Annotated in this window: 18 protein-coding genes and 1 pseudogene; 13 read left to right on the top strand and 6 right to left on the bottom strand. The window is 35.3% G+C overall.

What is annotated here, in order from left to right; genetic code table 11:
* The first annotated feature begins 15 nt into the window (after nt 1-15).
* Nucleotides 16-1875, top strand: a complete 1860-nt coding sequence (locus HNS40_RS11070) for a T9SS type A sorting domain-containing protein (RefSeq protein ID WP_172280756.1) — start codon at nt 16-18, stop codon at nt 1873-1875.
* Between the two features lie 85 nt (nt 1876-1960).
* Here the strand turns inward: HNS40_RS11070 and HNS40_RS11065 are convergent, their stop codons facing one another.
* Nucleotides 1961-2941, bottom strand: a complete 981-nt coding sequence (locus HNS40_RS11065; RefSeq protein ID WP_172280754.1) for a Gfo/Idh/MocA family protein — start codon at nt 2939-2941, stop codon at nt 1961-1963.
* A gap of 473 nt (nt 2942-3414) precedes the next feature.
* Between HNS40_RS11065 and HNS40_RS11060 the strand changes: the two genes are divergently transcribed.
* The 10 genes from HNS40_RS11060 (at nt 3415) to HNS40_RS11015 (ending at nt 17141) form a co-directional block, all read left to right on the top strand.
* Nucleotides 3415-3597 (top strand): hypothetical protein, encoded by a 183-nt coding sequence (locus HNS40_RS11060; protein ID WP_172280752.1) that lies wholly within the window; start codon nt 3415-3417, stop codon nt 3595-3597.
* Between the two features lie 167 nt (nt 3598-3764).
* Nucleotides 3765-4244: a hypothetical protein gene (locus tag HNS40_RS11055; RefSeq protein WP_172280750.1), complete on the top strand. Its 480-nt coding sequence runs from the start codon at nt 3765-3767 to the stop codon at nt 4242-4244.
* Between the two features lie 115 nt (nt 4245-4359).
* The gene (locus tag HNS40_RS11050) at nt 4360-8115 is read left to right on the top strand and encodes a TonB-dependent receptor domain-containing protein (RefSeq protein WP_172280748.1); all 3756 of its coding nucleotides are present in this window, start codon (nt 4360-4362) and stop codon (nt 8113-8115) included.
* Between the two features lie 43 nt (nt 8116-8158).
* Complete coding sequence (locus tag HNS40_RS11045; protein WP_172280746.1) at nt 8159-12445, top strand: T9SS type A sorting domain-containing protein; 4287 nt, start codon at nt 8159-8161, stop codon at nt 12443-12445.
* A 51-nt stretch (nt 12446-12496) separates the two neighbouring features.
* Nucleotides 12497-13555 (top strand): PorV/PorQ family protein, encoded by a 1059-nt coding sequence (locus HNS40_RS11040; protein ID WP_172280743.1) that lies wholly within the window; start codon nt 12497-12499, stop codon nt 13553-13555.
* A 130-nt stretch (nt 13556-13685) separates the two neighbouring features.
* Nucleotides 13686-14150, top strand: coding sequence for a transcription elongation factor GreA (greA, locus tag HNS40_RS11035; protein ID WP_371742936.1), 465 nt, complete (start codon nt 13686-13688; stop codon nt 14148-14150).
* 8 nt (nt 14151-14158) lie between these two features.
* Nucleotides 14159-14560 (top strand): HIT family protein, encoded by a 402-nt coding sequence (locus HNS40_RS11030; RefSeq protein ID WP_172280739.1) that lies wholly within the window; start codon nt 14159-14161, stop codon nt 14558-14560.
* Between the two features lie 11 nt (nt 14561-14571).
* Nucleotides 14572-15369, top strand: a complete 798-nt coding sequence (locus HNS40_RS11025; RefSeq protein ID WP_172280737.1) for a peptidylprolyl isomerase — start codon at nt 14572-14574, stop codon at nt 15367-15369.
* A 6-nt stretch (nt 15370-15375) separates the two neighbouring features.
* Nucleotides 15376-16395: a phenylalanine--tRNA ligase subunit alpha gene (gene pheS / locus HNS40_RS11020; protein ID WP_172280734.1), complete on the top strand. Its 1020-nt coding sequence runs from the start codon at nt 15376-15378 to the stop codon at nt 16393-16395.
* Nucleotides 16396-16478: 83 nt separating this feature from the next.
* The gene (locus HNS40_RS11015) at nt 16479-17141 is read left to right on the top strand and encodes a response regulator transcription factor (protein ID WP_172280732.1); all 663 of its coding nucleotides are present in this window, start codon (nt 16479-16481) and stop codon (nt 17139-17141) included.
* A 134-nt stretch (nt 17142-17275) separates the two neighbouring features.
* Here the strand turns inward: HNS40_RS11015 and HNS40_RS11010 are convergent, their stop codons facing one another.
* The gene (locus tag HNS40_RS11010) at nt 17276-18496 is read right to left on the bottom strand and encodes a hypothetical protein (protein ID WP_172280730.1); all 1221 of its coding nucleotides are present in this window, start codon (nt 18494-18496) and stop codon (nt 17276-17278) included.
* A gap of 486 nt (nt 18497-18982) precedes the next feature.
* On the opposite strand from HNS40_RS11010, the gene HNS40_RS11005 reads away from it, so the two are divergent.
* Both HNS40_RS11005 and HNS40_RS11000 read left to right on the top strand, forming a co-directional pair.
* Nucleotides 18983-19606 (top strand): hypothetical protein, encoded by a 624-nt coding sequence (locus tag HNS40_RS11005; protein ID WP_172280728.1) that lies wholly within the window; start codon nt 18983-18985, stop codon nt 19604-19606.
* 57 nt (nt 19607-19663) lie between these two features.
* Nucleotides 19664-20269, top strand: a complete 606-nt coding sequence (locus HNS40_RS11000; protein WP_172280726.1) for a hypothetical protein — start codon at nt 19664-19666, stop codon at nt 20267-20269.
* A 74-nt stretch (nt 20270-20343) separates the two neighbouring features.
* On the opposite strand, the gene HNS40_RS10995 is transcribed toward HNS40_RS11000, so the two are convergent.
* From HNS40_RS10995 to HNS40_RS23125, 4 genes and pseudogenes are all read right to left on the bottom strand, one after another.
* Nucleotides 20344-21864 (bottom strand): serine hydrolase, encoded by a 1521-nt coding sequence (locus HNS40_RS10995; protein ID WP_172280724.1) that lies wholly within the window; start codon nt 21862-21864, stop codon nt 20344-20346.
* 117 nt (nt 21865-21981) lie between these two features.
* Complete coding sequence (locus HNS40_RS10990) at nt 21982-22401, bottom strand: hypothetical protein (protein WP_172280722.1); 420 nt, start codon at nt 22399-22401, stop codon at nt 21982-21984.
* An 11-nt stretch (nt 22402-22412) separates the two neighbouring features.
* Nucleotides 22413-22559, bottom strand: coding sequence for a hypothetical protein (locus tag HNS40_RS10985; RefSeq protein WP_172280720.1), 147 nt, complete (start codon nt 22557-22559; stop codon nt 22413-22415).
* Nucleotides 22560-22648: 89 nt separating this feature from the next.
* Nucleotides 22649-22811: pseudogene (locus HNS40_RS23125) on the bottom strand (IS982 family transposase); the annotation flags it as partial.

Here is a 22811-nt window from a genome sequence, read left to right as displayed (position 1 = left end):
TAAATGTCAAATCTTATGAAAAATAGAGTTACTAATTTAATGACCGTATTAGGAATGACCTTCCTTATTATTATGGCATCTAGTTTTCAATTATCAGCACAGCAAAAACAATCTTGTGAAGATGTGAAAACATGTAATAATAAGGAGTGGAGTTCTCAGAAATCGGCAGATGAATTCAAAACTAAACAATATAAAGACGGGAATGTGGTGCTTACCGAAATGATAGGTGAATATCTTTTTCCGTCAGGAATTGATGCTACTGGGAAACATGTCATCATTCAAACATTTGGATCCGGTGAACAAAGCTTTTATTGGAATGCGCAAGAAGGAGTGACTGCTTTCGAAGGTAAAGGAACTAAAATGGCCGCTAATGGAAAAGTTGCTGGTGATTTTCTCAATACTGATTTTCCACAAGGAACCGCAGTTACAGGTGGATATTATAGTCTAGATGATCAAGAATGGACTTTCCTCGGAATTAACCCAGAATATCCAAACTTAACATCAGAAGATTATAATAGTGTTTGGGGACAAAGTGATGATGGTTCAACTTTAGTTGGACTACAATTATTTGATGGTTGGTCAGCTACCGCTTTTAAATGGACTGAGGATGGTGGATATGAAAATATTGGAGACGATTTGCCTTTAGATTCACGTGCTTCAGGAATAAGTAGAAATGGAGAAGTTATTTTTGGTTGGACCAGTCATGAATTTGGTTATTGGATGCCAGTGATTTGGTCTAATGATACTTATACACTAATCAATGGTGAAGAATCTGGTGAAGTAATGGCTGCATCTGCTGAAGGAAACATTGTAGTAGGGAAAGCCGATGAAAGTGCTTTTTCTTGGAGTGAAGCGAGTGGATATGAAACTTTTGGTTCTTATGATGACTATCCAACTATTGTAATGGAAGACGGCAGTGCATTTGGTTTTACTGGTGTATTCCCTCCTCCAGTTAGAAGAGCATTTTATAAAAGCCCTGAAGGAAGCATGGGAACTTTCAACGATTATGCAGAGGCACGAGGAATGGAAAATGCACAAGCTTGGACTTTCTATAGCGTTAATGATGTAACCCCTGATGGTAATGTGTTTATTGGAGCGGCTATTAATCCCGATGGAAATGATGTGTCATTTATTCTAGATTTTAATGCCAGTTCTAATCCTGAATATACCTTAAACCTAAGTGTTGAACCGCAAGAAGCTGGTGAAGTAACAGGGAGTGGTGTTTATGAAGAGGGATTAAGTGTAGAGATTTCTGCCACAGCAAATGAGGGTTATTCTTTTGTAAACTGGACTAGAGAGGATGGAACTCTTGTGTCTTCTGAGGCAACAACAAGTATTATCATGCCAGCAAATGATTATTCCCTAATTGCAAATTTCTCTGTGGATATAGTTTATTATACTTTGATATTAGAAATGGATCCTGAAAATGCAGGGGAAGTAACTGGGGCTGGCTCTTATGAAGCTGGAGAAGAAGTAAATATTACCGCTGAAGTAACAGGTTATTTTGCCTTTGATAACTGGACCAATGAAATGGGAGATGTGGTTTCGGAAGATGTAAACACAATCATTATCATGCCATCCCAAGATTTAACTTTAACAGCAAACCTTCATTCAACAGTTGGAATTTCTGATGTGTTATCCAATAACATTTTTGTTTATCCAAATCCAGCCTGGGAAAGTATAACAATAAAAGGAATGAGTGAAAAGATGACTCATTTAAATATAATTAATGCAATGGGACAAACTGTATTGCATTCAGTATTGACAAGTGAAAAACAAACACTCGATATTTCTGAATTATCCTCTGGAATTTATATGATACAAATTACCGATGGTTTAAGAATTATTGAAAATAAAAGACTCCTCATTAAATAGATGGTTTTTTTTATGTGTTAGAATAATTTGAGTTGTGAACGGGTGGAGGTTTTCTTTCGCCCGTTCTTGTTTTTAAACTCATTTTTTATTCACCATAAGTCAATCCAATTTGAGACCGAATTCTATCTAAAGTTTTAATAAGATCTAAACTCATCTGATGTGGCATTTTGGAACTTTCTGTTTTATAATTCCTCAAACAGGATATCACTTCCCTGATTTCGTGGTAATATCCATGGCCAATATAATCTATTTGAATAGTTTCGTTTTTTTGGCCGTTTAGTTTTATGGAGAGCTTTTTGCTATGATGAAAATTCTTATGCATTTTTATGCTCCCCTTAGTTCCATAAATATATGCTTCCACAGGGGTGGCGGATTCAATACTAGATTCTAAAATGGCCTTTTCACCATTTGGGTAGTCAAAAAGCATAGCACAATAAGAATCTACTTGTGACTTGGTCATCTGTGCTTTTGCTATTATTTCTTTGGGGAGGCCCAAAAGTAACAAACTGAGATATACAGGGTAGATACCCACATCTAATAAGGAGCCCCCTCCAAGTTTTTTATTGAAGAGTCTTCTGTTTGGGTTTTTGTCTGCAATAAATCCAAAATCGGCTCTAATATGTTTGATTTCTCCTAAGGTGTTTTGGTCAACAAGTTCCAGAAGCTTTTCAGTAGCTGGAATAAAACGAGTCCATAGCGCCTCCATCAAGAATAAGTTTCTTTTTTTGGCTTCAGTTATCATGTTTTCTACTTCTTTGGAGTTCATGCCAAATGCTTTTTCACATAAAACCGATTTCCCCGCCTTTAAGCACATCATGGTATTCTCATAGTGGAAAGTATGAGGAGTAGCGATATATATAATATCTACTTCGGAATCATCGGCCAAGTCTTGATATGAGGAATAGGCTTTTGCTGATTGATATTGTAGCGCAAAATTCCCAGCATTATGGGGGTCTCGAGATGCAACAGCTTCTAAAGAGCTACCATCGTCTAATAATAAATCTGAAGCGAATTTATGTGCGATATTTCCTAATCCTAATATGCCCCATTTTATAATTTTGGCCATGCTTGTTGTGTTTTGTAGTTTTATTTAGTTCTAAAATTTAAAAATAGCCAAATTTTTTAAACAAGGGAATAGAGCTTGATTTAATCCCTGATGGGAATTGATGGGAGATAAATGACAGGGCAAACGCGTACTTTTATTTTTCTAATTATTTTTAACAAAGCTAACGCGGATTTGGTGTGATTTAAATACATTCCTTAATGTTAATATTTCCGCGCTGGCATTATACCTATAGATTAAACTATTTTCTTCTAAATATAGCTTTTTAACAAAGTATGCGTTTGCCCTGAGATAAATGAGAATGATTTTTATTTTTTCTGTATTTTTGGGGAAATTATTAATTGATGCAAATTTTATTCTCCCTTTTTAGGAAATTGATATATATATCTACAATTTTATTATTTATTGTATTGGTATCTTCGGCTTGTTCCTCTTCTGGAAAGTCGTCACGCTCTGATAGTCAAGCACAAAAAGAAATGGTTAAAAGACAAAATAAGGCCATTGATGAGGAGGTAGAGAAATATGATAAAAAGTATAAAGAGCAAACAGAACGGCAAGGGAAAAAGCAAAGAAAGAGAATTGAGAAAAGCAGAAAAAAACCAAAACATATGCGTCGACATGAAAGGAAGTTTTTCCTGTGGCGATGGCTGGGGATTTAGTTAAAACGTTAGAAAATTTTTAGAACTAAAAATATTCAAGTAATTGGTCAACATTTGTTATAAAATGCCACGACCATTTTTACCAGCTTGATATCAGATATTTGTCGCTTTTAACAAGATACATATATCCAGTTTTTTCCTATCTTTACCCTCTAAAAATATTTCCCATGGATGATTTATTATATACACTTTTAGTTTTTGGTTGGATAGCCTTTGGTATCTATAAAGGCATTAAAAAGAACAAAGCAACTTCCACAAAAACAAGCCCAATAATCGATCAAGATTTAAATCCCAGTTCTGATAAAAAAGCTAGTCCCTTAAGTGCCATTTTTAGTGAGGTTTTTGATCTTGCAAATGACGAACACGACGAAATAGACCATCCTTACCAAGCCGTTGAGTCTCCAAAAACACCTGAAAAACCTGTGTATTCCGAGAATCACCTAAGCGTAAATCGCCTAGATTCCTACTCAGGAAGCGATGCCATTTCTTCCGTTTTCGAAGATGAAAATCAGTCAGAAGATTCTTTTTACGAATCTAACGAGATAACTGATTATCAGCATGAAACGGACTCTGATATACATGAAGAGCGCGTAGTAGACTTGCGTCAAGCCATCATTCATCAGGTTATACTTGAGCGTCCATATTAATCGGATAGTTAACAAACGTTAATTTGTCTTAAAATTTCTTTTGGTTTTCACAGCATTATTTCGTTATTTTACCTGCTTTTATAGCATATTGAAAAATATAATAAAATTTCAAGGTATGATAAGAAATTTACTATTAACAACTGGAATAGTTTTATTCGCAAGTTTAATGGCTTTTGCTCAGCCAGGCACTCTGAAAGGAGTACTCCTAGATAAGGATAGCAAAGAGCCAGTCCCATTCGCCAATATTATATTGGAAGTGGGCGGTACCCAAGTAGGAGGTACTTCATCTGACTTTGATGGTAATTATACCATCAAGCCAATCCCTCCTGGTACCTATAATTTAAAAGCTTCTTCTGTTGGCTTTCAAGCCGTGCAGATTAACGGAGTAATTATCAAAGCAGGAACCATAGAGTTTCTCAATGTAGAGATGAGTTCTGGGGCTTTGAATTTGGACGAGGTCGAAATTACAGCTTATACGGTTCCTTTGATTTCTAAGGATCAAACTACCTCCGGAGCAACAGTAACTAAAGAAGAGATTGCAAAGATGCCTAATAGAAATGCATCTTCTATTGCAACCACCGTTGGTGGTGTATTCTCCTCCGATGGTGAAAGAGGAAGTGTAAGGGGGGCGAGATCTGATGAAACGGTTACTTATATTGATGGAGTAAAAGTTATTGGGTCTTCAAGTTTACCTGCATCAGCTCTAGAACAAGTAAGTGTGATGTTGGGTGGTACTCCAGCCATGTATGGTGATGTTACTGGTGGTGTGATTTCGATTACCACTAAAGGACCATCTCGTACCTTTGGTGGAGGTCTTGAACTTCAAACCTCTCAGTTCTTAGATGCCTTTGGTTATAATAATGCTGAATTTAACCTCACTGGTCCGTTATTTAAAGGTAAAGAAGAAAGTTCAACAGCGCTGTTAGGTTTCTTTTTAGCAGGTAGTGTTACACATGCTCAATCGACTTCTAATTCTGCAATTGGAATAAATAAAGCCACTGATGATTTTCAGAGTTATTTACATGGTACTCCAGTTCGTCCTGCAGGTATTGGTTTTGGTATTTATCAGAATGCAGAATTTACTACTGCAAATGATGTGGAAAATGTAAAAAACAATCCTAATACTGATAATTTAAGTGCTAACGTATCTGCAAAGCTTGATGTTAAGACCTCAGATAATACTACACTTACATTTGGTGGTTCTTTTAATTATAGTAAAGGAAAAAATTATAGCTACAGGAACACTATGTTTAACTGGGATAATAATTCAGTATCTACTGATTATACATGGAGAGCTTATGGTCGTTTTACTCAGAGGTTTCCTTCTAAAAAGGAAAGTACTAGTATCATGAAAAATTTCTTCTATTCTGTACAAGTGGATTATTCTCAACGAAAATTTAAAAATGAATCAGATAAGTTTAAAGACGATTTGTTTAAATATGGTTATTTAGGTAAGTATGAGTCATTGAAGTCTTCTTCTTACGAGAATCGCTTCGATACCATTACCAATACTCCTAATGTGAAACATTTGAATTCTTGGGATTTTGATACCTTAGTTTTATTTACCCCATCTCAAGAGAATATCGCTTTAGCAAATCATACCGCTCAGTATTATGATTTATTTCCGAATCCCTTTTTCCATTCTAACCTTGATATGATTTCGCTAGGTAATGGACTTTTAAATGGTCAGACTCCTGGTTCTCAGGGTCTTATATACGGAATGTTTACTGCCCCTGGTATTGTTTCTAATGGATATCAAGAATTTGAGCAAACACAATTAGGAGTAAATGTTGCTGCTGCTTTAGATATTGCTTCTCATGAAGTGAAGTTTGGTTTCCAATATGAGCAACAGTCTTCACGCTCTTTTAATTATGGGCCAAGAGGTTTGTGGACCTTGATGAGAGGTTTAACCAATTTCCATATTGGTGAATTAGATACTGATAATCCTTATTTGGTATATACCGATGGTATTTATCATGCTGATGATGCCCCAAGCGGACAATTTCTCGATACTGTGCTTTATTATAGAAAGTTCGATGGTGGAAGTCAAAGAACATTCGATAGAAACCTAAGAGTTAAATTGGGTCTGGATCCTGCTGGAGTCGATTTTATTGATATCGACTCATATGATATGGAGAATCAAACCATAAATGTTTATGATAGAGATGGAAAGATGACAACTATTTCGGTTGGTTCAGATCTTTATGATATCAATATGTTTAGTGCAGATGAGCTTTATCAAGAAGGTGGAAATACTTCTTTAATGGGTTCTTATGGATATGATTATACTGGTGAAAAATTAACTGGTAAACAAAGTTTTGATGATTTCTATACCAAGCAAGATGATAATGGCGATTTCTTGCGTCATGCTGGCGCTTATGAGCCTATTTATATGGCAGGTTATATTCAAGATAAATTTGACTTTAATGGTGACTTGGTTGTAAACGTTGGTTTACGTGTGGATAGATTTGATGCGAATCAATTAACATTAAAAGATCCCTATTTATTTTTCCCTGCAAGAACTGCTGGAGAATTAACCCAAGCCGATTATAACAAAATGAATAATGGTGATTCTAGACCAGGTAATATTGGAGAAGAATATGTTGTTTATGTTGATAATGTGGCTAATCCTACAAGTATTACTGGTTACCGTAATGGCGATACTTGGTATAATGAATTAGGAGCTGTTATTCAGGATCCTGCTCAACTTGATCAAGGTTCAGGAGTTTCTCCTTATTTACAGAATACCAATACCAATCAAGCTTTAAGTAAAGATGCCTTCCAAGATTATGAACCACAGTGGGCTTATATGCCACGTATTTCGTTCTCTTTCCCAATTTCTGATGAAGCTTTATTCTTTGCACATTACGATATCTTAACTCAAAGACCATTAGGAAATATTCGTTTTGATCCCGCTCAGTATTTATTCTATACTCAGACTACTACATTCAATAATCCTAATTTGAAGCCAAAGAAAACCATTGATTATGAATTAGGTTTTACTCAGAAGTTAACCAATACTTCTTCTTTAAGTATTGCGGCTTATTATAAGGAAATTAGAAATTTGGTTCAATACTCACGTTATGCTGGTGCTTATCCAAAGGATTATTATACTTATAAAAATATTGACTTTGGTACCGTTAAAGGTTTAACCTTAACTTATGACTTAAGAAGAACAAAAAATGTTAGAGTTAGAGCGGCCTATACTTTACAGTTTGCTGAAGGTACAGGTTCTTCTACAACTACTGCAGCAGCATTGGTAAACTCAGGTTTACCAAATCTACGTTCTGTGAATCCACTTGCTTGGGATAGACGCCATGCCATTAACTTAGTATTAGACTATCGTTATGGTGGTGGAAAGACTTATGACGGTCCTGTTATAAGCAGAGATAAATCTGGTAAAGCTCCCGTACAATTATTAGCAAATACTGGTGTTTCTCTTACCTTTAATGGTGGTAGTGGTACTCCTTATACCAGATCAGAAAATGTTTATGCTGTTGGTAGTGCAACATCGAATATCTTAAAAGGTACTTATTTTGGTTCTAGGATTCCATGGACATTCCGTATGGATTTACGAATTGATAAGGATATCAAATTCAAATTAAAAGAAGGTGGCAATGGTCGTCAGGCTTATATGAATATTTATTTTTCAATCAATAATATATTGAATTCTCAAAATATTCAATCAGTTTATTCATACACTGGTAACCCAGATGATGATGGTTATTTAACAGCACCTCAGTGGCAAAGTGAAATTTCTCAGCAGTTAAATGAGGAATCATATAGATTATTGTATGAGTCTTTTGTAAATAACCCTGGTAATTATAGCTCTCCACGTACTATTCGTTTAGGTGTAATGTTTAACTTTTAATTAGATGCTGAACTATATTTTGGAAATGAAAAAAAATAAAGAAATGAAAAATATATACAGGTTATTATTGATTTTATTGAGTTTCTCAGTTCTGGCACCTGTTAATGCAAGAGAGCATCAAGGAACCAATAAGTCAGCAAATCATGTTAAATCCACAGCGGCAGGTTGTACTCAAGCTACCAGTTATAGATTTTTGGATGTCAATAATGTGAGAGCCAGAATTAATACTGGCGGAGATATGTGGTGGGATCTTCCAGGAGGTATCGGATCACAATATTTTATTCCAGCAGCAGGAACTGCTACATCTTTATTCGCAGGAGCCTTATGGATTGGTGGACTGGATGTTAATGGTCAGCTAAAGTTAGCTGCTCAGAAGTTTAGACAAGATGGTATCGATTACTGGACTGGTCCACTTACTGTGGATGGAACAGCAGCTATTGATTCAGAAACTTGTGCTGAATACGACAAGCATTTTAAGGTAACTCGTGAGGAAGTGGATTTATTCCTAGCTTGGTGGGCTTCTGAAAATAAAGAAGAAGATTTCCCAGGTTATGCAATACCAGAATCTTTTTATGAGTGGCCAGCCCATGGTGATGTTTCATTGAATCAAAGTTATTACTTAGCTCCATTCTTCGATATGGATAAAGATGGTGATTATGACCCTGAAAATGGTGATTATCCTTATTATGATGTATATAATGAACTTTGCCCTATCAATTTTAAAGATGATCCAAATTATGTGCCTGCTCAAACTAGAGAGTCTGAGATAGGTATTGTAACTGGTGGTATTTTGGTTGACCAGGTTTTAAAAGGTGACCAGACTTTATGGTGGGTGTTCAACGATAAGGGTAATGCACATACCGAATCTGAAGGTGCAGCTATTGGTTTAGAAATTAGAGGTCAGGCTTTTGCCTTCGCGACTAATGATGTAGTCAATAACATGACTTTTTATAGTTACGAAATTATTAACCGTTCTACATTTAGATTAACGGAAACTTATTTCTCACCATGGGTAGATACCGATTTAGGTAAAGCTGATGATGATTATGTAGGTTGTGATGTTGGTCGTGGATTAGGTTATTGTTATAATGGTAAAGCTGTTGATGGAAACAATGAGCCAGAATCTTATGGTTCTCAACCACCTGCAATTGGTGTTGACTTCTTCCAAGGACCTTATTTAGATCCTGATCAAACGGATAACCCTAAATATACCTATATTACTGATATTGTAACAGGTGATACTATCGAAGAAGTTCAAATCGTTGATGAGAGTATCAATGGAGTGAATTTTGGTAATGGTATTGTTGATGATGAACGTTATGGTATGAGACGTTTTGTTTACCATAATAATGGTGGTGCAGCCTATATGAGTGATCCTAGTTCAGCTCCTGAATATTATAACCTACTTAGAGGTATCTGGAAGGATAATACTCAAATGATGTATGGTGGTAATGCTCACGTTTCTTCTGGTGCTGTTGGTCCTGAAACTAATTTTATGTTCCCTGGCAATTCTGACCCTTGGAATTGGGGTACTGGTTCTCTTCCTCCTAATGGTGGATATAACCAAGATGGTAAATATTGGACAGAAGAAGAAGCTGGTAACCAACCTGCTGATAGACGTTTTATGCAATCTGCTGGTCCTTTCGTACTAGAGTCTGGTGCTGTCAACTATATTACTGTTGGTATTCCTTGGGCACGTGCTGCTTCAGGGGGGCCATTTGCATCTGTTGAATTACTGCGTGTAGTTGATGATAAATGTCAAGCGCTATTCGATAACTGTTTTAAAGTTATTGATGGTCCTAATGCTCCAGATTTAACCTTTAGTGAATTAGATCAAGAAGTTATCTTTTATATCTCAAATAGAGAGACCAGTAATAACTACGGTGAAGCTTATAGAGAAAAAGATCCTAATATTAACTCTCCTGATACCGTAGAATGGGATGAGTATTATTCTTTTGAAGGATATCAAATTTATCAACTAAGTGATGCTTCTGTTACTGTTGAAGATTTCCGTGATGCAGATAAAGCCCGTTTAATTGCTCAGTACGATATTAAAAATGGTATTGGTCGTTTAATTAATTATGAGTTTGACGAGTCATTAAGTGCATCCGTACCTGTTTTGGCCGTTGATGGTTCTGATAATGGAATTAGCCACTCTTTTATGCTTACTGAAGATGCCTTTGCAGAAGGCTCTAAAGAATTGGTAAATAATAAGCAGTATTATTTCTCTGCCTTAGCTTATGCTCATAATAATTTTATGACTTATACTCAGGAACCAGGTGTATTGAATGGCCTTTATGGTCAAAAACTTCCTTACTTGTCTGGTAGAAAAAATATTAAAACTTATACCGTTATTCCTCATCGTCCAGTTAATGGTGCTGTTGTGAACTCCTCTTATGGTGACCAACCTCAAATTACTAGAATAGAAGGAAAAGGTAATGGTAATATGATTATTGAGTTAACTGATGAAACTATAGATGAAATAATGTCTCGTCCTCCTGCTGATTCTATTAATCATTTGGGAACTGATACTTATCCTATTGCTTATGAAGCTAAATATAAACGTGGTTATGGTCCAGTTGATATTAGAGTGGTTGACCCATTAAATGTTAAAGGTGGTCAGTTTGAGCTTCGTTTCGATTCTATGTATAGAGAATTAAATTATGATGTTACTGGTAACCTCGCTATCATTAGTGGTGGTGATACTGCTTCGATGTATGTTTCAGGCTGGAAGTTGAAAGATGTAGAAACTGGTGAAATTTACAGAAGTGAAACTAGTATTATCACAAGAAATGAACAAATTATCGGAGACCTAGGATTTGCAGTTAATTTAGAACAGATTTATTATTCTGGTCCTTATTTAGTTGGTAAGCGTCCCGATGGTACAGATCAAATATCAGTTTATGATGTTTTAGCTCCAAATAATAATGTATTATCTAGCGAAATTTTATTTGCCGATAGTTCAAACCAGTGGTTTGGTGGACAAAGAGATTTTGATTTCCCTGGTACTGCATTCGATTGGATTCGTGCTGGTTCATCATTTGCTGGTGATGTTGGAGATGCGGCTGACGATGATATGAATGGTCAATCAAATCCTTGGGATCCAAATGCCAATTTTGAAGGAATTGTTGGTGGTACTTGGGCTCCTTATTCTATGACAGCTGCCTATAATCAAAATGATTATGGTCCTGCATTTGATAAAGATTCTAGGGCAGATAATCCGCTATCAAATATTTCAAGTATCGATTTTGTAATCACATCTGATAAGAGTAAATGGACACGTTGTCCTGTTATTGAAATGCAACATGATAGAAGTTTATCTGAAGGTGGTGTAGAGCGTTTTGGTCTTAGAGCAAGCCCTTCTATTGATAAAGATGGAAACTTTGCTGAGCTTGGTGCAGAGCCTTCAGATAATGAAGAAGATGCCAATTATATTAGCTCTCATGGTATGGGTTGGTTCCCTGGATATGCTATTAATGTGGAAACAGGTGAACGATTGAATATCATTTATGGTGAGAACTCTTGGTTATCAGCAGAAAATGGACGTGATATGAAATGGAATCCAACTGCGAGTGTAACTAGCAATATTGATGGTAGTATTTTATTTGGAGGGATGCATTACGTATATGTGATGAGACCTGGCCAATTTGAAGGCAATCAACAAGTAGCTTCAATGACTTTCCCTGCCTATGATGCTGGAAAATCTTATCGTGATGAGTTGGAAGCAGCTGTTACATCTGTATTCCCAATGTTTGCCTATAGTCAAATATTTAGTACTGGTATGTGGACTACTATTCCTTATGCAGATCAGAATAGCTTCCTTAATAATGATGTGAAAGTTAAAATCAGAGTGGCCAAGCCCTATGCTCGTCATTATACTGGAATCCCTATTCCTGATACTGTTGAAACTGTTTATGGGAAAGTGAATAATAATTATCCATTATATCAATTCTCTACACGAGAGGATGCTACTGATTATGGTGTAGAAACTGCTTACGATGAGGATATGGACATGATTAGAGCGGTACCAAATCCATATTATGCATATTCAACTTACGAAACAGTTCCTCTTGATAATAGAATTAAAATTACCAACTTGCCAGATAAATGTTCGGTGACCATTTATAATTTGGCTGGTACCAAAATACGTGAGTTCCAAAAAGACAATGCTGTAACATCTGTTGAATGGGATTTAAAAAACTTTGCTGGTGTTCCAATTGCCGGAGGTATGTATTTAATACATGTTGAAGCTGATTTCAATGGAACTAAAAAAGAACGTGTTATTAAGTGGTTAGGAATGTTACGTAAATCTGACTTGAACACATTCTAATTTAATTTTAAGGCAAATAATTTGATTATAGAAAAAATAAAAATACATAGTATGAAAAGTCTATATAAAATCTCAATAGCGGTATTATTCATTGCATCAATCATACTGCCCCATCAGGAGGCCTTTGCCGGGAATAAAGACCGTTCAGGTCAGGCTGGCGCTTCAGAGCTCCTGATCAATCCATGGGCAAAAACAACTGGTTGGGGTAATGCAGGTTCGGCTACAGTAACTGGACTCGAAGCCATCTTTGGTAACGTTGGTGGTTTAGCTCAAACTAAAGGTTTAGATGTTGGTTTAACATATACAAACTATCTAAGTGCTGCAGACATTGGAATTTACTCCTTTGGTCTAGCCTCCAAGGTTGGAGAATCTGGTGCTTTCGGATTAAGTATCATGAGTATGAATTTTGGAACCATTGATCGTACAACAACACAGCAACCAGAAGGAGGAGCGGGTACTTATACTCCCTCTTCTATTAATATTAATCTAGCTTATGCTAAGTCATTTTCTAGTAGTATTCATGGTGGTTTAGTAGTGAAGATTATTTCTGAATCTACTTCCGATGTTTCTGCTCAAGGTTTAGCTATTGATGCAGGTATTCAATACATCACTGGACCAAACGATAACATTAAATTAGGTGTAGCTTTAAAGAATATTGGTACTCCAATGATTTATTCAGGAGATGGTATCTCAGTTAAATCTTTTCTTCCAGGTCAAGCAAATGCTTTTACAACAGAATGGAGAGGTGAGAAATTTGAATTACCCGCTCAGTTGAATATCGGTTTAGGTTACGATTTCCTTATTGGTGAAGTAAGTAAATTTACCCTTGCAGGAACTTTCGTTTCTAATTCATTCACCAATGACCAATATATTCTAGGTGGTGAGTTTTCACTTAGAGAAATTGTGTTATTACGCGCTGGATACACCTATGAGGATAAAATAAATGATGAACTTGAGAGTTTAACTCTTCATAGAGGTTTTAGTGGTGGTTTTAGTGTTCAAGTGCCATTAAATAAAGAAGAAGGTACACATATTGGTATTGATTATTCTTATCAAGCAACTAAAGTTTTCGACGGAATACACCGTATTGGTATTCGTTTAGACCTCTAAAGAATTACGCTATCTTATTAGCGTGATGATATTAAGAAATTTTGTTTCTTTGTAAAAAGAAAGGACTCTTATGAAAATAAGGGTCTTTTCTTAGTTAATGAATCAGATAAAAAATAATAAAATGTCAGAAATAAAATATTTTACAGAAGAAGGATTAAACAAGCTAAAAGCTGAAGTTAATCAATTGATCACTGTAGAACGCCCTTCCATTTCTCGTCAAATTGCTGAAGCTAGAGATAAGGGAGATTTGTCTGAAAATGCTGAATATGATGCTGCAAAAGAGGCTCAGGGCATGCTGGAAATGAGAATTTCTAAAATGCAAGCCGTAGTTAGAAATGCACGCATTATCGACGAATCAAAGATGGATTCTTCTAAAGTATTAATCTTATCTAATGTGAAGATTAAGAATCTTAAAAATGGCGCTGTAATGGCTTATCAATTGGTTCCTGAAAATGAAGCCGATTTAAAAAAAGGAAAAATTTCTGTTAGTTCGCCAATTTCTAAAGGATTGCTTGGAAAGAAAGTGGGAGATATTGTTGATATTAATGTTCCTGCAGGTACCATTCCATTCGAAATAATTGAAGTATCAAGATAGATAGCCTTATGAGTTCCATATTTGTAAAAATAGTAAATGGAGAAATTCCTTCTTATAAAATAGCAGAGAACGACAAGTTTTATGCTTTCCTCGACATCAATCCTCTTGTAAAAGGTCATACTCTAGTAATACCAAAAGTAGAAACAGATTATATCTTTGATATTGAAGATGAAGATTTGGCCGAGATGATTGTTTTTGCTAAAAAGGTTGGCTTAGCAGTAGAGGCTAATGTGCCTTGTAAGCGGATAGGTATGGCTGTACTTGGCTTAGAGGTTCCTCATGCTCACATTCATCTTATTCCTATTAATACGGTATATGATATCGATTTTAAACAGCCAAAGCTTAAACTGGAAACCTCAGAATTTGAAGAAATAAGTAAAAATATTAGAAAGACCTACCAAGGTCTGTAAAATATAGTTCTATGAAAAAGTCATTATATCTCGTTTTATTTAGTTTAATTTTCTGTGTTTCTATCGCACAAGAGACTCGCATAAAATTTATTATAGAAACTCCTTATGGAAATATGAAAGGAGAACTTTATAATGAAACTCCCGCCCATAGGGATAACTTTATTAAACTAGTTAACGAAGGATGGTATGAGAACTCTCCATTCCATCGTGTTATAAAAGATTTTATGATACAGGGTGGGGGAAATGAAGATGGGAGGCCTGACCCAGGTTATAAAGTCCCAGCTGAATTTTTACCTCAAAAATATGTCCATAAAAAAGGCGCTTTATCTGCTGCTCGTATGGGCGACAATGTGAATCCTACAAAAGCATCTAGTGGCTCTCAATTTTATATTGTTCAGGGGAAACCGGTGAGTGATGCCATGATGGATAATATGGAACAGCGTATGAATCAGGGTGCTCAGATGGGAATCATTAGGGAGTATTGTACTCGTCCTGAAAATGCAAAGGTTTATAAAACCATCGATTCCTTGCAAAGACTTAGAGACCGTGCTTATATCAATGCTTATATGCCTAAGTTAATTCAGCAAATGGAATCGGAAGGTATAGATATGAGCGGATATAAATATTCAGAAGAACAAAGAGCGGTTTATCGTACTCTTGGTGGTACGCCACATTTAGATGGTGGATATACCGTGTATGGTGAAATTACAGAAGGATTCGATGTAATAGATAAAATAGCATTAGTGCAAACTGGTGGAGCAGATAAACCCTTGGAAACAGTGAGCATGAAAATTAAAATAGTGGAGTAGCAAACAATGATTGACCAGGTAAAAGAATATATTAAAGAAGTGGAGGCGCTCAGCCTTCAGAAGATGGAGGATTTAGAAGCCTTCAGAATAAAGTATGTAGGTAAAAAAGGAATTATTCCTGCTCTTTTTGGTGAGTTTAGAAATGTGGCGAAAGAGGATCGTAAAGAAATGGGTGTACTCTTAAATAATTTAAAAAATGCTGTACAGGATAAAATCACTGAAGTTAAAGAGCAACTGGAGAGTCTACAAGTAGAATCTGGTGACTATTTAGATTTATTTATGCCGGTTAATGCTGAAGTGGGTAGTCGTCACCCCTTATCATTAGTGCGAAATGAAATAATAGAAATATTCTCTCGCATTGGTTTTAATGTGGCCGAAGGACCAGAAATAGAAGATGATTGGCATAATTTTACGGCGCTAAATTTCCCTGAAGAACATCCAGCACGCGATATGCAAGATACTTTCTTCATCGAGAAAAATCCAGATATCGCCTTGAGAACTCATACTTCTTCAACTCAAGTAAGAGTGATGGAGAATCAAAAGCCTCCTATTAGAAGTATTTTCCCCGGTCGTGTTTTTCGTAACGAAGCCATTTCTGCTCGTGCACATTGTATCTTTCACCAAGTAGAAGGTTTATATGTAGATAAGAATGTCAGTTTTGCCGATTTAAAACAGACCCTCATGTATTTTGCAAAAGAGATGTTTGGAGAGGAGACAGGAATTCGTCTTCGACCTAGTTACTTTCCGTTTACCGAACCTTCTGCCGAAATGGATATATCTTGCCACATTTGTGGTGGAAAAGGCTGTAATATATGTAAATACACTGGCTGGGTAGAAATCCTAGGTTGCGGAATGGTGGACCCTAATGTTTTGAAAAGCGCTGGAATAGATAGTGAAGAATATACTGGTTTTGCTTTCGGTATGGGCATTGAAAGAATTACTATGCTCAAGTATCAAATTAAAGATTTACGACTGTTTTTTGAGAACGATTTGAAGTTCCTACGACAGTTTGAAAACGTCATCTAAATTATTAAAGCTTCTTAACAGAAGCTTTTTTTTGTAGCTGAGCTTTTTTATTTATCTTAGCAATAGAAAGAAAAACAAAAATTATGAGCAAGATCAAAGTCTTGCTGGTGGATGATCACCAGATAGTTAGAGATGGTATTTTTGCCCTTCTCATTAAGGAACACGATATAGAAATTGTTGGGGAAGCTTCCAATGGTGATGAATTATTTGAAAAGCTTAAATTTATAAAGCCTGATATTATCATATTGGATATTTCATTACCCAAAATGTCTGGAATAGAGATAGCAGGTATTTTAACCAAAGATTTTCCTCAAATAAGAATCATTGTTTTCTCTTCTTACACTGATGAAGAGACTATCTTTAAAAGCATTAGAGCTGGCGCAAAAGGCTTTCTTCCTAAAGATAGCATGAGAGAAGATTTAGTGGAGGCGATTAAAAAAGTCAATCAAGGATTTGAGTATTTGAGTGAGAAGATTCCCAATACTATTTTAATGGATTACATTAAAAAGGCAGGCAATCAGGAAGAGAAATTCAATAACTCAAGATTAGGTAGCCTAACCAAAAGAGAGCGAGAAATTCTAAAACTTATCGCAGATGGAATGTCATATAAAGAAATCGGAAACGAATTATTTATTAGTGTTCGTACTGTGGAGACTCACAAGAATAACATCCTCCAAAAATTGGAACTTAAATCCACTATCGATTTGGTAAAATTTGCTATTAAAAACGATTTGATAGATCTATAATAGGGCTGGAATCTATTAATTGATGATGCTTCTTGAAAAATGTATAAGCGAGGAAATAGAAAATAGTATTCATTAGATATAAAAAAACAGGCTGTTCAATTCATTTGAACAGCCTGTTTTTTGTCATCCAAAATCTAGAAAGCATAGATTAATGATAAGGTGAATCTTAAATTACCTACTTCATAAGTATCATTAACTTTCCCATAAGAATCTGGTGTTCCATAGGCAGCTACCGTGTATTCCCATTCGTTGGCGATGGTTAGGTTTTTGACTGTATAATACCACTGTGGGCTTACACGGTAAACATAATCTATATCTGTTCCTCTTGCGTAAACAGGACCTGTGATTTCTTTAGGGCTTCCTTGGTTTTTAGCTATTCCTCCAAAAACACCAACTTTCAATTTGCCAAACTGATAATAAATAGTAGACCAAGCCGAAATGGCGGTCATATTCGAATATTCAATCTGCGCATTTAAACTATCCACTGAAGCAATGGCCGTTCCTCCAAGCATTAAATGGTCGTATAAATTCTCGCCCCAAACTCCTTGCAACCTAATATCCCATTTCTTATGTTTCACCTTAATAAAAGCCAAAGCGGATAAAGCTGGAACATCATCGGTCATCAATTGGTTGTCTAAGGTCATGCTTCTAAAATGAAGTCTTTTGTAATTTACTCCAACACCAGCAAAGACGCTTTTATGTGTCCAATGGGCTTGTAAACTTAAATCAGGAACTATACCTTCTCTTAAATATTTACTACTTACTCCTTGAGGACCCGTACTCGTGAAATCTCTCTGAGCATAAGCAACAGCTATCCATTTAATAGGTCCCATATTTTGAGTGAATCTAATTTGTGGTCCACGAGAAAAGGAGTGCATGGGGGCACCAGTATTTAAAGAAAGAATTTTGGGAATCATTTCAGGCACATCATTTGGATGCCAATATTGACCCACCAATAAACTATTGCTTTTCCAATCGAGTTTGATATAAGCATGGCGTAGACGTAAGGTATTATTGTGTGCATTGCTAGGGCCAGTAAAATCACCTTCAATATAAGCCATGCTTTTCGCATTCAATACAGTAATTCCATCTGTTTTAAAACCTAATCTTGAGGTCATTCCATATTGATTGCTCGATGGATGGTTGTTGATATCAATCCCATTGGCATCATATACTTTAGGTTTTGGATAGGCAATATAAAAGCCTTCACGGCCTTCTATATTTTGGCGGCTATCGAAAATATAATCGGCCTTAACAAAGCCACTTAGGCTAATCTTGGCCTTTTCTTTTTCTCCTTCTTGAGCCCAGATAAATACAGGTATTAATAAGGCGATTAAAATAAATTTAAATCTCATTTGATTGATCATTTGATTGATGTGATTTTTCGGCTGCAAAAGTAAAACGCAATCTAGTTTATATAGTCTTTATTTAAAATTCGCTTGCTTATTTAGGATGATTTCATTTTAGTTCATAATATCAATTGTGTCCTAATCATTATAAAAGATTCCTCGCTGCGCATCGGAATGACTATTGTTTTGGCAACGGAATAGTAAGAAGGGTTTTGCTTTTGGCATTGAGAAAAGCAAAACCCTTCTTACTCCATATCACCTCCTACGACACTGTCTTTCTGAACGAAATGCAATGAGGTGAAGAATCTTATTTAAAATGGAAGATGTATTGGACAGTATTGTTTTAATATTTAACTTTCCTTAATAAACACATGGTGATAATTAAATGAATTATAACGTTTAATATGTGTTATGGCATACTTCTTGTAATTATGCCTCTTGGATATCCAAATATCATTTGATTTATTAACCAACCTATTAAAAACGATTACAATGAAAAAAATAATTTTATTGATGGTCATATCCATGGCCATATTGTCTGTTACTGCCCAAGAAAAGGTGAAACAGAAAGAATTGGGGCTTGTATTTCGAAATTTCAACAACTTTGGATTAATGTATAAGTTCGGGGATCAAAATTCTATGTGGAGATTGAAGTCTGTATATATCCGTACAATGAAGGATGAAATAAAACAAGTTTTGTATAATCAAGATCAGTATCAAAATGAAATAATTCATAAAGGGACTAGTCTTGGACTTAGTTTTGGTAAGCAATACACTGCTCCTATTGACGAAAGAATTAGTTTTATTTATGGAGCAGATATTGAGGCTTCTTATGGTTATTACTTTAAACAACAAGAATATGATCAAAGTGATTTGTATACCACAGAAAGGAAAATATTTGGTTTTGGCCTCAATTGTATTTTAGGATTTAATTATTTAATAGGAGAAAGCTTTGTGTTTGGTTTTGAATTATTGCCAGGTGCTTCCTATTCAATAGGAAAACGTCTGGAAGAATCAAATCAAGAGTCTTTTAATCATAAAGAGTATGACCTCTCATATTTTCAAATTGGATTATCAAGCTCATCAGCATTATTGAATTTTGCTTATAGGTTTTAATTATAAAAATAAAAAAACTTAATCTATTTAAGTATTATCACCCAATAAAACATTAAAATGAAAAAACTAATTATATTAATAGCAGTTTCAGTTTCTATATTAACTGCATCTGCACAAGAAAAAATAAAGCAACAGGAATTAGGTCTAGTTTTTCAAAATTTAGATAATTTTGGAGTCATGTATAAATTTGGACATCAGAAATCAATGTGGCGACTGAAGTCAATATACGGAACTACAACTAACTATAAAGAAAAAGGTGAGTATGAAGAAAACTCGCACAAGTATAATCGATTTGGAATAGGATTTGGAAAGCAGTGTAATGCCTCAATTGATGAGCATCTTAATTTCATTTATGGAATGGATATCACTGGCACGTATTCAAGTAGTTTGGATGAGGAGTTTGATTCAGAATCTGAATTAAGAAGAACTATAGAGGATAAAAGGTATAGTGTTGGTTTGAATTTTGTTTTAGGTTTTAACTATGCACTCAATCAACGATTTGTTTTTGGAGTTGAGTTATTACCAGGTGCAGACTATTATACTAGTTCTACAAGTACAAAATACGAGAAATATGAAAATGATGATACTGAAATGGATGAGTCAGGATTAAATATAGGATTATCTAGCTCATCAGCTTTACTAAGTGTAGCATACAGATTTTAAAAGCATCTGAATTAAATAAAAGCAGGAATTTGATGATTCAAATTCCTGCTTTTACTTTTATCACAACAGATAATCTAATCTAGTTTCTTAAAATCCAGATTAAAGAAGTGGAAATCATTGCTTTTTAAGTCAATTTTAAATCCTTCTATATTTCTTCTGGAATCAAAATCGAAGCTCATATATCCAGCTGGTAAGAAGGGGTCGGCAAAATGAACCTTGAAGGTATCGAAATGCCAATGCTCCATATCAGAATAAAACATTTCTTTGGCAGGCTCAAAAACTAAATGAAGTTGCTTATCTTTCAAAGAAATGATGGCTTTACCATACATTTTGTCTTCATATGTTCCTAAATATTTCTCAATCTCTAAACTGGGCTCTGTGTCCAGTACTCTCGATTCTTCTCGTCTTACTAAAGCTTCTTTTTCAGCCTTTTCTCCTCTGGTTTTGAATCCAACAAACATAGATGCCCAATCAGTGGATTCCTCTTTTAGATAAGAATCAAGGATATAAAGTTCCATAGCTGTGGGTGCGCTAGTTAATGTATTGGTCAAAATAATGATTCCTAAGTTTTCTTGAGGAACAAGAGTCACTTGAGAAATATATCCTGGCATTCCACCTGCATGCTCCACCACCTTTTCACCATTATGATCCCAAGCATTCCAGCCTAAAGCATAGGTACTAAATTGGGCACCAGTCATTCTTCTTAATCCATTAACCGATTTCATGGTTCTTGGAGCCATCATATCTCTAATCACATGAGCAGGGAGGATGGTATCTTCTTCAATGATGCCATTATTTAAAAGCATCCTTACCCATAAACTCAAATCTGCTGTACTGGAAAATATAGAAGCAGCAGCATGATGTCTTTTCATACTAAAACCTATTTCTTTATCATCAATCATAGGATATGCAATATTAGAGCCCTCCTCTAGTTTATTTCCACAAGTTACAGTAGATTCCATTTTTAAAGGATCAAGTAGATTTTCTTGAATATATTCTTCCCAAGTTTGTCCTGTTACCTTTTTCAAAATCTCACCTGCAACCATATACATGGTGTTTTGATAGCCATATTGATCGCGAAAACGATTCGTGATGGGTAAATATTGAAGCCTTTCTATCACATCTTCATCAGTTCTATTGGTTTCGTACCAGAGTAAATCACCATAAAAAGTACCCAAGCCACTTCTGTGAACTAATAGATCTTCAATGGTTAAATGAGTGGTGATATAGGGGTCGGCTAATTTAAACTCAGGCAAATAATCTATCACTAAATCATCCCAGTGCAAAAGGCCATCATTAACTAATTTTGCCATGGCAGCACCTGTAAATGCTTTGGTACATGAGGCGATATTATAAAGGGATTCGCTACCTACATCTTCACCATAACCAGCAGTACCCCAGTTTTTGTCAAAAACTACTTTATCGTCTTTAATAACCATCACCGATAATCCATGAAGTTCGAAATCTGTGAATGCCTTTGTTAAATAGGTATCTAAAGTATCAGGATGATTGGCGGGGTTTTGGGCAAATCCATTTAGAAATAGGAGGCTGATGCATACAGTCAGAAACCCTCTGTTTAAATTATATAAATTCATTTTTGCATGTGTTTAATTCGGAATCAAAAGTAAAAAAATAAACCCGAAATAAATATTCCGGGTTCTCCTCATCTTCACTTTCCAAAGCAATCCTTATTGAATGTACTGCGTTTGGGCTTATCTTACATAAAAAGACTTGATTATAGGGTCTTTCTCGGTGTCTAAAATTTTTATTTCTACTTCGTAATCTCCTATTGGCCAACCGTTATTAGGTCGGTTTAAAGAGGAATACATATCTACATTTCCTATTTCATCACCATTAGTCAAAACAACTGCGTCAATTTCTGTTCTACCATTTTTTAAATAAAACCATGAAAACTGAACCTGCGTTTCCCCAGGAGGATTCTTTAACTCACAACTCACATAGATTTGTGGGGTATTGGTTTCGAAAATGGGTTTGTCTATCTGGCAGATACTACCATTTATTTGATCACAAACTTTCACTTCTTCAATATGTGCAGAATTAAGATCAAAAAAGAAGGACAGTCCAATGATGATGATAATGACAAGAATTAAATATTTAAAAAACTTTTTCATAGGTTTTTATTTTATTGATGTATTTCGCAATGGGGATGAGCTAAGCTAAAAGCCTCTATTTCTTCTTGTGGAACCTTGGTTTTGCCTAAACTAATGATGGAGAGTTTGGGCAGATTCATAATGGGTTCTAGTGAAGTAATTCCTGTTTCATGAAACATAATCACCTGTAAATTTATAGCTTCCGATAATGGTTTTAGATCTGATATTTGGCTTTGTTGAATATAGATCTCTTCTAACCCGAGTTCGATTATAAAAACAGAGCTAATTGATCGTCTTTCTCCAAATCATATTTTATAGAAGGTTTTTTAGCAAAGAATGAATATGCGATAAGAGCGGCGATAATATTGGAGATAAAATTTTCAAAACTTCTGTGCCTAGAATGTTCAATTTGGCACATGTTTTTTAGTTCA

The sequence above is a fragment of the Lentimicrobium sp. S6 genome, from assembly GCF_013166635.1.
GTDB lineage: Bacteria > Bacteroidota > Bacteroidia > Bacteroidales > UBA12170 > UBA12170.
The sequence above is the reverse complement of the archived record's forward strand: the minus strand, read 5'-3'. Positions and strand labels throughout refer to the sequence as shown.

Coding starts and splice junctions, on each gene's coding strand:
- HNS40_RS11070 (WP_172280756.1), top strand. CDS start 16: ATGAAAAATAGAGTTACTAATTTAATGACCGTATTAGGAATGACCTTC.
- HNS40_RS11065 (WP_172280754.1), bottom strand. CDS start 2,941: ATGGCCAAAATTATAAAATGGGGCATATTAGGATTAGGAAATATCGCA.
- HNS40_RS11060 (WP_172280752.1), top strand. CDS start 3,415: ATGGTTAAAAGACAAAATAAGGCCATTGATGAGGAGGTAGAGAAATAT.
- HNS40_RS11055 (WP_172280750.1), top strand. CDS start 3,765: ATGGATGATTTATTATATACACTTTTAGTTTTTGGTTGGATAGCCTTT.
- HNS40_RS11050 (WP_172280748.1), top strand. CDS start 4,360: ATGATAAGAAATTTACTATTAACAACTGGAATAGTTTTATTCGCAAGT.
- HNS40_RS11045 (WP_172280746.1), top strand. CDS start 8,159: ATGAAAAATATATACAGGTTATTATTGATTTTATTGAGTTTCTCAGTT.
- HNS40_RS11040 (WP_172280743.1), top strand. CDS start 12,497: ATGAAAAGTCTATATAAAATCTCAATAGCGGTATTATTCATTGCATCA.
- HNS40_RS11030 (WP_172280739.1), top strand. CDS start 14,159: ATGAGTTCCATATTTGTAAAAATAGTAAATGGAGAAATTCCTTCTTAT.
- HNS40_RS11025 (WP_172280737.1), top strand. CDS start 14,572: ATGAAAAAGTCATTATATCTCGTTTTATTTAGTTTAATTTTCTGTGTT.
- pheS (WP_172280734.1), top strand. CDS start 15,376: ATGATTGACCAGGTAAAAGAATATATTAAAGAAGTGGAGGCGCTCAGC.
- HNS40_RS11015 (WP_172280732.1), top strand. CDS start 16,479: ATGAGCAAGATCAAAGTCTTGCTGGTGGATGATCACCAGATAGTTAGA.
- HNS40_RS11010 (WP_172280730.1), bottom strand. CDS start 18,496: ATGAGATTTAAATTTATTTTAATCGCCTTATTAATACCTGTATTTATC.
- HNS40_RS11005 (WP_172280728.1), top strand. CDS start 18,983: ATGAAAAAAATAATTTTATTGATGGTCATATCCATGGCCATATTGTCT.
- HNS40_RS11000 (WP_172280726.1), top strand. CDS start 19,664: ATGAAAAAACTAATTATATTAATAGCAGTTTCAGTTTCTATATTAACT.
- HNS40_RS10995 (WP_172280724.1), bottom strand. CDS start 21,864: ATGAATTTATATAATTTAAACAGAGGGTTTCTGACTGTATGCATCAGC.
- HNS40_RS10990 (WP_172280722.1), bottom strand. CDS start 22,401: ATGAAAAAGTTTTTTAAATATTTAATTCTTGTCATTATCATCATCATT.
- HNS40_RS10985 (WP_172280720.1), bottom strand. CDS start 22,559: ATGTTTCATGAAACAGGAATTACTTCACTAGAACCCATTATGAATCTG.